This window comes from Legionella santicrucis (assembly GCF_001468135.1).
GTDB lineage: Bacteria > Pseudomonadota > Gammaproteobacteria > Legionellales > Legionellaceae > Legionella > Legionella santicrucis.
Map to the genome: position 1 here is coordinate 1 of NZ_LNYU01000004.1, position 13,544 is coordinate 13,544.

Below are 13,544 nucleotides of genomic sequence, written 5' to 3' on the forward strand. Positions count from 1 at the left end.
TCCATTGGATTCCCTCCCTAAAATTAAGAGCGGAATTCTAATGCTTTTTAGTCAGCCAGCAAGTCCCGTGCGTAACATGAGTTAATAATTTCTTTTGCGAGGGACTTAAAGAAAGTCCATAGTGTTCCGACATGAATAAATAAGCACGAGCCACCACTCCTTTGGCAGAGTCTGGGGGTTCTACTCGACGAGATGATTTATCAATTTTCATCCCACATCCTAGATAGCTGGATTGTTCAGGAAGCACTCCGAAGCGGTAGTTAGAGCGCGCCTGATTGACAACCCCTGCTTCAGGCCACAAATTATACAGCTCCGCTTCAACATGGCGAAAACGCTCATCCTTTTTCTCACAGCATCTTCGCCCTTTAAAGGATTTTCCATTTTTATCTTCGCATAAAGGCTCCCGCCAACAGGCAAATTGTTGACCAAAATGCTCTGCAGCCATAATGTGCTCCCATTCAATAAGGTGCGCGCGCTTTATAGGATTTGCAGCTTGCATACCGCAACTGGCTAAATTGACTTCCTTATCTTCATAACTGCATTGGCAATAAATGGTTTGTGGATGCTTTTGAAACAATTGTGCTGCAATTTTTTTAGATTGCGTAAAAGAACCTGGGGATTCGGCATAACTAAAAGAACTAATCAAACAGAGCAACAATGCAAACCGAACCATAGGACAACCAGAAATAACAAAAATCCATCATTATAGAAGGTTGTTATTTTTTTTCCTATGTTTTTCTATAAGGAATTTGACTCATGTAAATTACTATAAGGTTCTCCTAATTCATTTAAGTGCAATTTTATCTTAAACAAATCGAGCGTGGCATGATAGAAAACACTCGTGAAACTAAAAAAGCACCAATGAAAGTAGATGCAGTTACACTTTAAGGCGTGCTTGTTCCCCGAACACCGCTTCGGAAAGACATCACGACGCCCCTCCACTTAATACGGTGAATTATGGAAGCTATGGTATACTTTTGTGCTATCCCCTGAGTCGATGCGAGAGAATATCCACAAGCGATTCCATACAAGAATCAGGGGCCATGCTGCCTTTTGCAGTGATTGATAATCAAACTCAATGCGCTATAGGAATGACTTCTTAAAATGCAAGAATCAGCGTTGTCTTTAGGAGCTTACTGCATTCATTCTATCAATTTTAGTAAGCCCTTATAAGGCTCCTGCCTCCTAATAAGAAAAATATTGTGTAGCAAATTTGTAACAAACTGTAGTATAACCATAGTTGTTTCAAGCAGTTTTAGGCCGTAGTTGCTAATTTTGTTACATCGCAACATGCTGATTTTATTAAATATTTCTCTTGATCAATGTGGCTACGAACCAGGGGGTCGGAGGTTCGAATCCTTCCGGGCGCGCCATTAAATCAAGTACTTACGTGTGTTTTACGAAAATTGAAAAAGGGGTATGTCTGACTGTTCTATTATTGGTATAGTGGTAGGAATAATTAGATATTTTACTGAGTGATAGATCCTAAGCAAATAAATTGTCCAATACTAAAAACATAATGAGCTTTACTTATTCTCTTTTGTATTTTTATTTTTCAACATCAATTGATCTGCAACACTTTTTTTCAAGGGTTGAACTATTTCGAGGTCCGTTTTCTAGCTTAAAGTCTACTTTTCACAGTAATCAGATTTATTAGGATTTTATCGACTGTACACTTCCCTCCCCTTTCCCACCCTTAGACCATTCTATACAGACGTTGAGTTCTTCAATTTTTTAAAACTAACTTGGGACACCAGTTTTGCATAATAATTGAATACACTTAAATTTGGATATATACTTTAAATATGTAAAGGAATACTATTATGACTCCTACATCTCGACATAATTACATAATGATTAGTTACTCTAAATTAAACCCTAATGGTTCAATTAAGCATATCTCATTAAACGTCTCTAATAATAATCGTTTAATTTTTCCTCGCGAATAACTTAATATATTTCCACCTTCATAGTTTTCTGTTTCCAAACCAAAAATTTCGCAAAAAATATTTTTATAAAATTTTTCTCTTATTAAATCTAATTTGTTGTGATTTTCGGCATCTTCTCTTTCATTTAAAACTAAAGGCTCAAGTCCCTCAACACAAATAAATGAACAATGCAGTGATTCTAGGAGAAAAAAATAAGACTCTTCTACAATGTTTTTCGTTAATTCGATATCTTTTTGTATGCTATATATGGCCATTCTCAATAAACTCAAAACTTTTAATTTATTATTGAAACGAGTTTCTTTTGAGTTTTTAATTATTTCTTGTCCTGCTAAGTTCAATGCTTTCATGTAAATCCCTTTGTAAAAGCCCTTAAAAATTCATAGTAAATTACTTTCTCTTAAGATCTCGGTAGAAGTTTTCATGTACACCCAGTGCTAATAGAATTCTTAATGCCGGATCCCATTCATACGCCAAAAGAAATTGTTGATGATTAATTTTAAATTTATATACATATACTCCAAGTAAATCCCCTTTCTTCTCTTCTCCAATTTCAGGATTATTGGCAATATTTCGTACAGCCTCATTAACGATGGATTTATGTGAGGCTGGCAATTTCTTATAGACCTTCTTAAATGCTGGCATTTGCCTTATTTCAATATCACTCACCTTCACCCTCGAATTGAAAAGGTTCAGCTAAAGACTTATCTTGAAGCTTAGAAAGCAAAACATCTTTTATAAACTCAATGGGTAAATCAGGATTATCCAATGCACACTTCCCTAATTTAGCCCAATATTCTATTTGATTCGGGATAGAGCGAAATTCTGCAGCAGCAACTTTTTTTGCCTCATAATAAATGTTTTCGTCAATTCTTATTGGGATTCCCATAATCTCACCTACAATAGTATTCTTTTGCTACATTTGTAGTATAGCATGGTTTTGGTTTAAATAAAGCACAAGCATATATTTTTCGTAAGTAAATAAAATGGGGCGGCCTGTTGAAAAATATGATCAAAGTTAGATCAAAATCTGTAATAGTTGGTAGAGAGCAAAAAATACCAATCTTTTGATATTCAACGCCATAGCAGCAAAATAGGCCTGAATTTGAGTATTTTCTAATCCTCTATATTGTGCTCGCTTTAAGTCATGGTAATTTTTGAGTTTATTCATAATTCCTTCTAATTTCCACATTCTCTCATACAATTTTTCTTTGAAATATTGTTGTTCCATCTCATCCTTCATTTGGTTATAAAGTGCAGCATACCTATTGCGTGTTACATACCGAATTGGCCCCTTATTTTTGAGCTTTGCCAAGCAATCTTTTGCGACACTGCATTGTTTGCAATCTGAGGCAGATGAAATGTAGAGTGTTGTGTCTCCTTGTGATTTGCAGGGTTTTAATATGAAATTTTGAGGGCATAAATAATAGTTATGTGTCTCATCATATTGGAAACCGGGAAGGGAACTATTTTCAGAGCTACCACTACGAGAACTAAATAAAGGAATATATGTTGTGACAGAATTGTCTCTCAAGTAAGAAATTATTCTCCAGAACCATATGCTCTATCAGCAATAGTTTCTTTGATAGAACATAACCCCTTCGTTTTTACATATTCAAGCTGTTCTAGGTACGGGACTGAATCATGAACCGCCCCTGTAGTAATTTTTATAGCAAGAATTATCCTATTAATACTATCGCTCGTGACATGTGCTTTGTATTTTAATGTTCTTGGTGTTCCCGATTTAAAAGCTAATGTGGCATCCGGATCAGTTTTACTGATATGGGTCTTATTAGATAGTTGACGTTTTCCCCCTCAATTGAAGGTGTATTTTTATCTTTTTCCTTTAATGTTAATGAATCAAGTGATGCATTTGCATCAAGTAAAATGCTGGCGGTCATAACACTGGTATCATTTGATAAACTAGCTTGTTTGCATTGCGCAACAATTTCTAAGAAAAATTGCTCTACGGTTTCTACGCCTAATCGTTTTTTTATGCGACTTAGGGATGAATGATGAGGTACTGGATCTTTTAAAGCTAACCCACAAAACCATCGTTTTGTGAAAACCTAATTTATAGAATAAATTAAGGTAAAATGTACTAAACCAAATTAATTGAGTCTTATATGCCCTTTCAATTTCGTCCCGATCTATCGTATCCACCCTTACATCAAAAAATTTGGCGATATATGGAGTTGGCAAAATTTTTAGCTCTTTTGCAAAATCGCTGTTTATATTTTCCATCGTTAAAACAATTAATTGATGAAGATCCATGGGAAGGATTGCCCTCTAAATTAAACTTCAATAGCACAACTGAGGATAATCCAGTTATTGCAAAACTTTATAAAGACTCATATTTAGGAGCAAGAGATTCTTTTTATGTTAATTGTTGGCATATGAATGGTAGCGAATCTATGGCTCAATGGAAAATATATGGTGCCAATCAATGTTCTATAGCTATTGTATCGGAACTTGAACGCGCTTGTGATGCAATTATGGATTCCAAAAATATTACGGGTGGCAAAATTATTTACTATAACAGTGAAAGCGATTCCACCTCTAGTTATGTCATCCATCAGCCATTCTTCAAACGCAAATCGTATGAACATGAAAATGAGTTTCGATTTATTCATTGGGATTATCATTCTATAAGAACTGGAAACTCATCTGAAGGAATTTTTGTAGATGTTGATGTAAAGAAATTAATTGAAAGGATAGTTATCTCTCCGATTGCTCCTAAATGGTTTACCAATGTAATCTCATCACTCATTAAGGACTATGGTTTTGACATTGAGGTAAATAAGTCTGAGTTATTAGAGCCTTTAATATATTAACAGCCATGTTTATTTGAATAGAGTTAAACTCCTTAGTAATCTGAAGACATCTAAATGATATTTCTTAGACCTCGTCACTCTTTTCTAATCAGAAATCTAAAAGATATCCTTTAATAGACAAAAGAGGATTACCTTAAGACTAATTTCAAGGTGTTGGTGCCAAACGAGAACCACCCTGAGAACTTTGAGCCGCATCGGTTTTATAGAAACCGCTTTTACTTGAAAATTCTACATCGGACATTTCATGAGCTGCTGCTCTTTTTATTGATCCAGGTATTTCATGCTCCATAACTTTCGAGCCATCATATTTCCAAACACCATGGGTATCACCACTTATTTTTACTTGTTCAATCACTTTTGCCATTTCTGTAACCCGTAAACTTGTTTTATTTTCAAAATACTGCATATCAGGTGATATGGCTAAATTTTGGATTAGCATACGTTTTGTACCATTGAGATTGAGATTCCTCCTAATAGAAACGACCGCACCTTTTTTGGGGTAAATGATGACGCAATATTCTTTATTTGATACAGTTCGAGGAAACGTTAGGCATATGAGCGTGTATTATGGATTTCAAGATCCTAAAAGATATATCCATTCTTTTCTCCACTATTATTGTTAGTGTTTGGGAAAGCCAATGAGCAATTGAAAATATTCTTGTCGATGAAAAGGCATAGCCATGTAGTATTTTTGTAAAGCTAGCATGGCTTTAAAACTTGGATGATATTTTCCTGGTGGACATGAGCTGGAATATTGGCTGAAAAGATCTCATTGCATAAAGCACATCGCAGCTTCTCAATCCAATATTTATTAACGGAAGCTAAATTCTGTCCTTTGATATTAATAAAGATGCCGGGATTTATGGAATAAAGCCTGCCACCGCAGTGATGTGGGCATGGTTGTCCGGTACTTAGGGACTCTAAGGCAATGGTGTGTTCCTGTGCATTGATGTAGGCGGTATGCGAAAGGCATCCATGTCCTGTGGGTTCTTTGGGCTCATGGCTCTCATCATTTGAAGGGCTGGTTTCGGATTCTTCTGCACCGGCGTTATTCTCTTCTTCCTTTGGAGATTTGTCTTGTTGTTTCGTAGCCTTATCTCCTTTGCCAAAGATAAGCCGCTTTAAATTGGATACGGTTATTTTATGCTCGACCAGTGCGCGCGGGATCCAGGAAGCCAGGTGAATACACCCAATGACAAAAGGTTTTGTTCCCTCTGGTAAGTTTGATAAGTGTATTAATGCAATGATCTGATCAACGTCTTCTTGTGATTTTTCAATGACAATCGGTAGTTCTTTTGCTGGTGTCATTTAGCAACCCTGCTCCTCTTAAGGGCAGCAAGGTTAGCTAGCAGGCGTAATAAAATCAATAGGTTGGGGCGAAAATAATGACTCAATGCTTCTTTGCCGCAAATCTACTATCAAAATGAAATCGTTTGTTGCCTATTCGGATTAAAAAAATAGCGTAAATATAAATTATAAGTGTTCTTATAAGGACATAAGAAATATCCATACTTGAATTAATTTGCTCGAGATAGTAAAGCCACATCTATTTCTCCCTAAAATTCATTCTTCAGAGAGTAATCTATTGTGAGTAGAGTATCTCTGTTGCTTTTCTAATCAAGATACTTATGTTCACACCATCTATTCATTGCTCTTGCTCATGATGAGTGTGTTTTGAGTATAGATAGCATAAATTTAAATTCAAGTTTTAGGGCCACATACATTCATCATGGTTCATAGAGTCGATTAGGGGATGATGGTGCTATTTCATTACTTGCTGAATTGGGTTTTTGATTATTCATATTATGAATAAAACCTTGAGATAACATTGCTTCTTGCGACGCAGTATCAATATTCACTGTCTCAAATAGCTCATACAATTGGTTAAGTTTGAGCTCATTATTACAAAGACGAAGAATAAGTTCAGGCGTTCCTATATTCTTCTCTTCCAAGTAATGCAAACATCGTATAAATGGCCATCGTTGCTGAGAGCTTTTGGTTTTTAATGCATGATACACATCTTGAGTAAGACTATTTAACCTGGAAATAATTAAAATTATTTCTGATATTTTTTTTGACAATAAATCCTCTATTTCAAATTGAATTTTGGCTTTATTAAGTTCAATAAACGCTAAAAGATCAGATTCAGAATCATAACCTAAGCAAGTAGTCATTATCCATTTTGCTGATTCAGTATTCAATTGCTGGGCATGATTTACTTTTTCTAAAGAGGATAAAAACTCACGCGGTAGGCCACTGTGTTTAAAATATTTTAATGTTTCTTGATTAAGTGCATTGGCTTCCTGCAGTAGGACGAGTGCTTTTGCATATTCAACCGGATACAATGCATCACGGTAAGATAAAATATCAATATACTCCTCTTTATACAGTCCTGCTGCCTTTAATAAGGAAAGCGCTTCTATAGATTCCTGTAAGGCAGGGGCAGAAATTTTTAATAAGGTTATCACACTTGGATTTAAAGCTTCAGCACGATACAGGTTAGTCAGATGAGATAACAAGTTTGTATCAAAATTTGGGAAGAATGGATCGCTATTGTGATTGCAGCTTTCATACAAGGACACCATGAGTTCAGTTATTTCATGACTGTAAATACCCTGTTTCTTAAGATCGAGCAATGCATCGATTATACCTTTAAAATGGTTACTTCTTCTTAAAAAAAGACCAATTGAATGCGGACCTATACCAAACTCATCGTGTAATTTTTCCAATGATTCTATGAAGGTATATCCATCGAAAACCACTAGCGGACGAATATATTTATTAACTAACTCAGCACGTTCGGTATCAGCGCAATATTTTAAAAACTCGAGTGCTACTCTGTATCTCTTATGATGTGGTTGATATACCTTTATAATTTCTAACCAATTATCTACATTACTCATCACTATTCCTGATTTTATAGCTCGAAAGTATTATTAAAGAGGGAAAAACCAAACGCAATCATTTGCACCAAAATATAATAAAATTATATCCATGTCAGAGTAAAAATCACCTGTCGATAACTATCAGTACACTGAAAAAGAAGTATTCAATAAACGGAATCGAAGAAACTCAATCTTCCGAGCAGTCGTAATAAAAAAAGATGATATTTTCAAGCCAATTTGCATATGGTACATAACTTTATGAGTTATTAGATCCTAAGAGAATTAATTAATAAGTGATTGGGGTAAATTCTCCTACTTAGTTGTGATCCTTAAAGTTAAAATGCCAGCACAAACAGGAGTAGCAGCCCTATCATTTAGGATTACTAATTAAATATCCTATAGGTTCTAGGGATTGTATTTCATCACAGATCACTTTTGTTATTGCCAATACGGGAAGCGCTAACATAATGCCAGTTATTCCTAGTAATAATCCGCCGATTCCCAATATCACCGCAAAAGGATTGACGCTCACTTGGCTGCCAACAATATTAGGAGTTAAAAAATTACCTTCAAGGAATTGTACAATTATAAAAATAAAAATAAAAATCATAGCAAAGGCATATCCAAACGATCCTTTTGTCAATAAAACAAATAAGGCAGGAAGTAGAGAGCCGATAAAAATACCAACGTACGGAATAAGTATTAGAACAGCAGCCAATACACCAAACAAAATCGCATGTTCTACTCCTAAAAACCAAAGCCCTAAAGTATTCAAAAGAGCAACAATGAAAATAATAAGAAGTAAACCAAATATATAACGACTGACAACAGATAGAATGCGAGTTAAAATCTGATTTAAATTGGAATGGTATTTCTCTTTAACTATTTTGAATAAAAAGTTTTTAAAAAATTTTCGATAATTAAGGAAAAAAAATAATGCGATAATAAAAATTGATATTGAAGCAACAAGCGATGTGGTAAAAGATAACGTATGATTGAATAAAACCGTGCTGTTTTTAATTATTATTGTAAACAGTTCGTTCAGGAGAGAAGTCTGCTGCTCTTGGCTAATGCCAAAAAAATTACTAATCGAGCTTTGGATATAGGTTGGCATCGAGACCATATTTTGACTAATATGACCTAGCTTAAAATCGATATTTCGTATTTGAGCTTGAAAAAAAAGAATAAGGCCTGCTAAAACAATGACGAATGTAACCACTGAAATAAGAGAAGCCAAAAGACGAGGAACCTTAAATTTTTCAAGAAATGTTGCAAATGGTTTTAAAGCCAGAGCTAAAATAAGCGCTGCGAGTAAAGGGTTAAATAAAGGGGCTGAGATAACCAGTACGTAACCTGTAAGTAGGATATTTGCAATAAAATAAAAATATTTTTTTGAGAATGGAGTCATCATTTTCTAACTTCTCCAAGAGGAGTTATTTGCTCAGCCTATACTTATTAAAATATACTCATAATCAAAAGGATAAAAGCCATTAAAGCCATCCCTATATCTTCCGTAAGGGTGACTGTAGATAATGGCACATCTAGGGTAGTACCCATACAAGGACAATTGATATCAAGCCCTTGTTGCAATCCCTTGATCACGCCAATGGCACCAATGGTTAAAATAATAATCGTGATGAGGTAGGTTAGTATTGGTAAAAAAAACGAGAGGTAAGCGAGGCCCAAAAGTAATTCAATTAAAGGATAGCAATAAGCATAAATTCGAGAGCGGTTGGCGATTATATCGTACATCTCGAAGCCATCGGCAAAATCTAGGGGATGAAATAGTTTTAAGGTACTGAAAATTAAAAGAAAAATACCCATAAAATAGTGCATCCAGACACGCATGTCGCCACCAACTTGCCAATTAATGCTTAGGGCTGCTAGTAATGAAATGATAATCAAAGAAATTAAAGGCCAGTATTTTTTTAATGATGGGTGATTGGATTGATTTTCAGATTTTTCCTTTACTAAACTCTGATACTTCGGATGCTTCTCGATATAACTTTTAACATAAGGACAGCTGGGAAACACTTGATAATTTTCATCTTTTGCATATTGTAAAGCATAATCAGTGATATTATCAGCAATCCCTTGGTTCCTTAAATTTTCAGGTACATAAGTAGCATAATAATCCAATGTTTGCTCATCGAGTTTTTTATATTTTAAATTGCTCTCTTCATTATTTTTCTTAACGTAGAATTTTTGATTTTTTTTATCGTGTCTTATATTTAATTCCATTTCTCTCTTCCTTGATGGTTAATTCGAGAAATCTAGTTTTTTGGCTACAAAACGATATGCAATCCTTTCAATTTTATAATTAATTTATATGTAAGTGTGATTAAATTTAGCAGTCATATTATTTTTTAGCAAATAAGTAACATCTTATTTATGTTACTTATTTTGTATGGCAGACCCAGTCTGCATCGTTTTGCTAGGGAAAAAATTACAGCAAAAGAAATCGAAGCCTCAATTACCATTATCATTATATCACTGGCCATAATTTCATTTTTACCTGATAAAACCATCGACACCTGGAATTTGTTTAATCCGCAAAATTTCGGAATTATTTTTTTAATCCTTGCAAGTTTGCAGTTTGGAGGCTACATAGTCATTCGCTTATTCGGTAAGCGACTTGGGATTATTTTAATTGGTTTTTTGGCGGTTTTATTTCTTCAACCGCCGTATTCGCTTCACTCTCACAAGAAACTAGAAGGAAAACGCAAACCGTTTACGCAGGAGTTCTGGGAGGCATTTTTGCGACAATTGCTACTCTTTTGGCTTTTTTAATGGTTATTTTAGCCGTAAGTCCAAATTTATTTAAATTCGTCTTTTTGCCTATTGTTGCAGTGATTGCAGTAGGTGGGCTCTCAACCTGGTTTTTTCTGCATAAGGGAGAAGCGAAAATTCAAATAAGCTACCCGAATCCGCTGGATTTTAATTCACTGATTAAATTAGGGATTTTCATTATGGGCATATTGTTTTTAGTTGCAATTGCCCAAAAATACTTGGGAACCCACGGATTGATCATTACCGCTTTTATTACAGGATTATTTGAGCTACAAGGTATAGCTTATGCAATTACTTTATTTTATCAAAAAAATGTATTATCACTTCCGCAACTTTAGAGCGGTTATCTATTACCATCCTTGCAAACTTCATTTCCAAATGTGCCTTGGTTTGGATTATTGCTTGCAACCGTTTTGCAGTTATTATCAGCCTATATCTTACCGGAATGCTAGGAATCAGCAGCCAAATTAACTTGTTCAAATAATTGATTTAAATTAATTGTTACGCCGCTCAAAATAATTCTCTGATCTACCTTACTTGGATTTCTTGGAAAAGGTAATTTATCTTTACTCAAAGAATGTGTAATAAAGTAGCCCTCTACTATGATAATAACTAATAAAAAAGGAACAAAAAATATTTTAAATTCTTATTTTTATTGAAAATGTGCCTCTTTTCCTTATCCAAATTAGATTGATGTACTGGCTTATGCTGATAAACAGGATGTTTATTGTATGCTATTTTGCAAGACGGACCAGTTGCCTGTTCTGTATAATACATAATCAAGTTCCGGTGGGGCGTTGTTGAATAAATCGAGTATTTTTAAAATATCCCTATAACTTTGACCAGGAATGTAGCTACTGTTACTGTATCTACCAATGTTCTCATCCTGCGCGCGGACATGCCCAATAAGCATAACGACAAATATCGCCATAAATTCAAAAAAGCGACTTACATAGAAATCATCTGATTCGATGATTGTTACCTTAATTCGATTTATTCAACAACGCCCTAAGGGACTATAGCATCGATAAACTTACTTTTTTGATCCTGTTGGTTAATGGCTTTGTTTAGAATCCCTTTCTGTAATTTAACCCCGAGTTAGGGTAAAGGTAAAAAAAGTTTGTTTCCATAAAACTGATGGAGTTGTTGATACATTTGAGAGGCAGGTGTAGCTTTCGCAAAGTTACTCTGTAGATCATCGTCCCATGCCCCAGTAGAAAGATTTTGAATAACGGGAATATAATTTTTCGCATCTGGGTAAAGAACTAATACCCAATTATTTTTGATTATTCCATATAGTTTTTGTTCCTCAAAATATTGAAGTTTATTAGGTTTAATTTCAAGTTCTCCTGTTTCAGGATTAACCATATAAAATAAATGACCAATCTTTATGGATTTTTCTTTTGATAATTTTTGGTTAGGAAATATGCCACTTTCAATAAAAAAGGTTCGTTTGGGTAAAGTGTACCTAGGATTAAGCACCGCGGGAAGCAAAGAAACTCCATCCATTTTTTGTGTATTTTGTAGATGCAGAAAATCGAGAATGGTAGGCGAGAGATCAATTAATGCAACACGCGTATCAATTTTGTCGTCTTTCGTGATTATTTGCCCATTTTTATAAATTCTGAAAGCTAATACATTATGATACTGTTTAGGGCTTAATATATCCGAACCATGGCCGGCGCTTTTATTTAAGTCAGTAGCGGTTTTTTCTTTGAGATATTCTGCAAATTTACTGGGAAGCGTGCCTTGATAATTAGAGTAATTGGTTAAACGAGAATTAGGATGATACAACACTTCTCCGTGATCACTTAATATAATAAGAAGAGAATTGTTCAAATAATGATTTTCTTGTAAGTACATGAAAAATGATTCAAATTGTTGATCGACTTTTTTTAAAGCTTTCTGATAAAGAATATCTCTTTTTTCAAGACTAAATTCATTATTAACTTGTTCGGGTAAGGATGACGCCCATGCATAAGGCCAGTGTGGGAGTGTGAAATGAACTCCAAGAAAAACGGGCATGGTATGTACCTCTGAGGCCAAATCATGTTTTAATTTAGTCGTAAAAGTTTGTGGATAGTAAGAAAAAAAACTAGCTCGATTACTGTAGTTGTAAGGAAATAGCCAGGAACTAATTCGAAAATTGATTAATAAATTAGACAATGGCAAGTCATTAGATGTTCCAAGAATGACATCATTAATACCGAGCCTAGGACCGATAACGTTTTCGAACCCAAACTCCTTGTCAATATTATTAAATCGCCTGTCGTCTGTCGCATAGATTGTCGTATATCCTTGTTTTTTAAGCATCCAAGCAATACTTAACTCACTTTTGACCATATCTTTGGCTACTAAATTTTCCTCTCCATGATGATGCTCTGCATATAATCCGGTTAAAATACTAGACCATGCGGGGTAGGTTCGTGCAAGTGGGCTGATTGAATCAGTAAATTGAGTGCTTTGATTCACTAATTTAGAAAAAAAAGGCATGCTTTCAGAAGTCACACTATCTGGACTTAGTGAATCTATACCTAATAGGATAATATTAGGTTTTTCACTAGCGTATGGTTGAGTGGTTTGGTGGCGGATCAGATTTAAAATTAAAGGAATAATGGCTATGGCTGTCAAAGTATATAAACTTTTTCGATAAAGAATACTGTTAATGATTAAAAAGCTTAATCCTAATACTGAAATACCTAATACAATTAGCATAAATGATTCTGATATTGGAGGTGAAAACAGCTTGCTAAATATGCTAAGTGGAAAATAATAGCTATTTGCACTAAGTATGGCGCAAACGGTGAGCGTCCAAATAATAATGATCCAGCGCTGATCAGAAAAATAATGCCATGGTCGTTTTAGTATTCCAATAAGCAGAAGCGTCTGAATGAACGATAACAGTATATAAAGAAAGAGGTGGATTATGAATGTTGTGATTAATTCTATCCAAATTTGCGCTGGAAGTTTTATCGCATTAACAAAACTACTGTTATTAGTATACACTAGCGCTAACTGTAAAACAAAGAAACATAAATTGAATAAAATAAAATAAGTAAATACTGCATTTGTTTTTTTCATTGGAAATC

Annotated in this window: 13 protein-coding genes and 1 pseudogene; 2 read left to right on the forward strand and 12 right to left on the reverse strand. The window is 34.6% G+C overall.

From position 1 onward, the window contains the following. Window positions 1–37: 37 nt before the first annotated feature. The 6 genes and pseudogenes from Lsan_RS00570 to Lsan_RS23455 all read right to left on the reverse strand — a co-directional run. Complete coding sequence (locus Lsan_RS00570) at window positions 38–673, reverse strand: endonuclease (protein WP_237761998.1); 636 nt, start codon at window positions 671–673, stop codon at window positions 38–40. Between the two features lie 1,188 nt (window positions 674–1,861). After that, on the reverse strand, window positions 1,862–2,296 hold the full coding sequence (locus Lsan_RS00575) for a hypothetical protein (protein ID WP_058512603.1): 435 nt from the start codon (window positions 2,294–2,296) through the stop codon (window positions 1,862–1,864). Window positions 2,297–2,336: 40 nt separating this feature from the next. Beyond that, the gene (locus tag Lsan_RS00580) at window positions 2,337–2,615 is read right to left on the reverse strand and encodes a type II toxin-antitoxin system RelE/ParE family toxin (protein WP_202814618.1); all 279 of its coding nucleotides are present in this window, start codon (window positions 2,613–2,615) and stop codon (window positions 2,337–2,339) included. Continuing rightward, a complete protein-coding gene (locus Lsan_RS00585) occupies window positions 2,608–2,835 on the reverse strand; it encodes a TA system antitoxin ParD family protein (RefSeq protein ID WP_058512605.1) in 228 nt (75 codons plus the stop codon). The genes Lsan_RS00580 and Lsan_RS00585 overlap by 8 nt, the downstream gene beginning before the upstream one ends. Window positions 2,836–2,964: 129 nt before the next feature. Continuing rightward, window positions 2,965–3,480: a transposase gene (locus tag Lsan_RS00590; protein ID WP_058512606.1), complete on the reverse strand. Its 516-nt coding sequence runs from the start codon at window positions 3,478–3,480 to the stop codon at window positions 2,965–2,967. A gap of 217 nt (window positions 3,481–3,697) precedes the next feature. Beyond that, a pseudogene (locus tag Lsan_RS23455) lies at window positions 3,698–3,994 on the reverse strand (transposase); the annotation flags it as partial. A gap of 141 nt (window positions 3,995–4,135) precedes the next feature. Between Lsan_RS23455 and Lsan_RS00595 the strand changes: the two are divergent. After that, a complete protein-coding gene (locus Lsan_RS00595) occupies window positions 4,136–4,780 on the forward strand; it encodes a hypothetical protein (protein ID WP_133134362.1) in 645 nt (214 codons plus the stop codon). Window positions 4,781–4,925: 145 nt separating this feature from the next. On the opposite strand, the gene Lsan_RS00600 is transcribed toward Lsan_RS00595, so the two are convergent. From Lsan_RS00600 to Lsan_RS00625, 5 genes are all read right to left on the reverse strand, one after another. Further along, window positions 4,926–5,219 carry a hypothetical protein gene (locus Lsan_RS00600; protein ID WP_058512608.1) on the reverse strand — a complete coding sequence of 98 codons (294 nt, stop codon included), beginning with the start codon at window positions 5,217–5,219 and terminating at the stop codon, window positions 4,926–4,928. A gap of 260 nt (window positions 5,220–5,479) precedes the next feature. Next, complete coding sequence (locus tag Lsan_RS21885) at window positions 5,480–6,088, reverse strand: hypothetical protein (protein ID WP_237761999.1); 609 nt, start codon at window positions 6,086–6,088, stop codon at window positions 5,480–5,482. 419 nt (window positions 6,089–6,507) lie between these two features. Next, window positions 6,508–7,683 carry a hypothetical protein gene (locus tag Lsan_RS22790; RefSeq protein ID WP_237762000.1) on the reverse strand — a complete coding sequence of 392 codons (1,176 nt, stop codon included), beginning with the start codon at window positions 7,681–7,683 and terminating at the stop codon, window positions 6,508–6,510. Between the two features lie 352 nt (window positions 7,684–8,035). After that, on the reverse strand, window positions 8,036–9,076 hold the full coding sequence (locus Lsan_RS00620; protein WP_058512609.1) for an AI-2E family transporter: 1,041 nt from the start codon (window positions 9,074–9,076) through the stop codon (window positions 8,036–8,038). A 44-nt stretch (window positions 9,077–9,120) separates the two neighbouring features. Continuing rightward, window positions 9,121–9,906, reverse strand: a complete 786-nt coding sequence (locus Lsan_RS00625; protein ID WP_058512610.1) for a GNAT family N-acetyltransferase — start codon at window positions 9,904–9,906, stop codon at window positions 9,121–9,123. A 428-nt stretch (window positions 9,907–10,334) separates the two neighbouring features. Between Lsan_RS00625 and Lsan_RS00635 the strand changes: the two genes are divergently transcribed. After that, window positions 10,335–10,793, forward strand: a complete 459-nt coding sequence (locus Lsan_RS00635; RefSeq protein ID WP_083505056.1) for a DUF4010 domain-containing protein — start codon at window positions 10,335–10,337, stop codon at window positions 10,791–10,793. A gap of 760 nt (window positions 10,794–11,553) precedes the next feature. Here Lsan_RS00635 and Lsan_RS00640 read toward each other — a convergent pair. After that, entirely contained in the window at window positions 11,554–13,536 is a 1,983-nt protein-coding gene (locus Lsan_RS00640; protein ID WP_058512613.1) for a sulfatase-like hydrolase/transferase, read from the reverse strand. Window positions 13,537–13,544 lie beyond the last annotated feature (8 nt).

Coding starts and splice junctions, on each gene's coding strand:
- Lsan_RS00575 (WP_058512603.1), bottom strand. CDS start 2,296: ATGAAAGCATTGAACTTAGCAGGACAAGAAATAATTAAAAACTCAAAA.
- Lsan_RS00625 (WP_058512610.1), bottom strand. CDS start 9,906: ATGGAATTAAATATAAGACACGATAAAAAAAATCAAAAATTCTACGTT.
- Lsan_RS00585 (WP_058512605.1), bottom strand. CDS start 2,835: ATGGGAATCCCAATAAGAATTGACGAAAACATTTATTATGAGGCAAAA.
- Lsan_RS00595 (WP_133134362.1), top strand. CDS start 4,136: ATGGAGTTGGCAAAATTTTTAGCTCTTTTGCAAAATCGCTGTTTATAT.
- Lsan_RS00600 (WP_058512608.1), bottom strand. CDS start 5,219: ATGCTAATCCAAAATTTAGCCATATCACCTGATATGCAGTATTTTGAA.
- Lsan_RS00570 (WP_237761998.1), bottom strand. CDS start 673: ATGGTTCGGTTTGCATTGTTGCTCTGTTTGATTAGTTCTTTTAGTTAT.
- Lsan_RS21885 (WP_237761999.1), bottom strand. CDS start 6,088: ATGACACCAGCAAAAGAACTACCGATTGTCATTGAAAAATCACAAGAA.
- Lsan_RS00640 (WP_058512613.1), bottom strand. CDS start 13,536: ATGAAAAAAACAAATGCAGTATTTACTTATTTTATTTTATTCAATTTA.
- Lsan_RS00620 (WP_058512609.1), bottom strand. CDS start 9,076: ATGATGACTCCATTCTCAAAAAAATATTTTTATTTTATTGCAAATATC.
- Lsan_RS22790 (WP_237762000.1), bottom strand. CDS start 7,683: ATGAGTAATGTAGATAATTGGTTAGAAATTATAAAGGTATATCAACCA.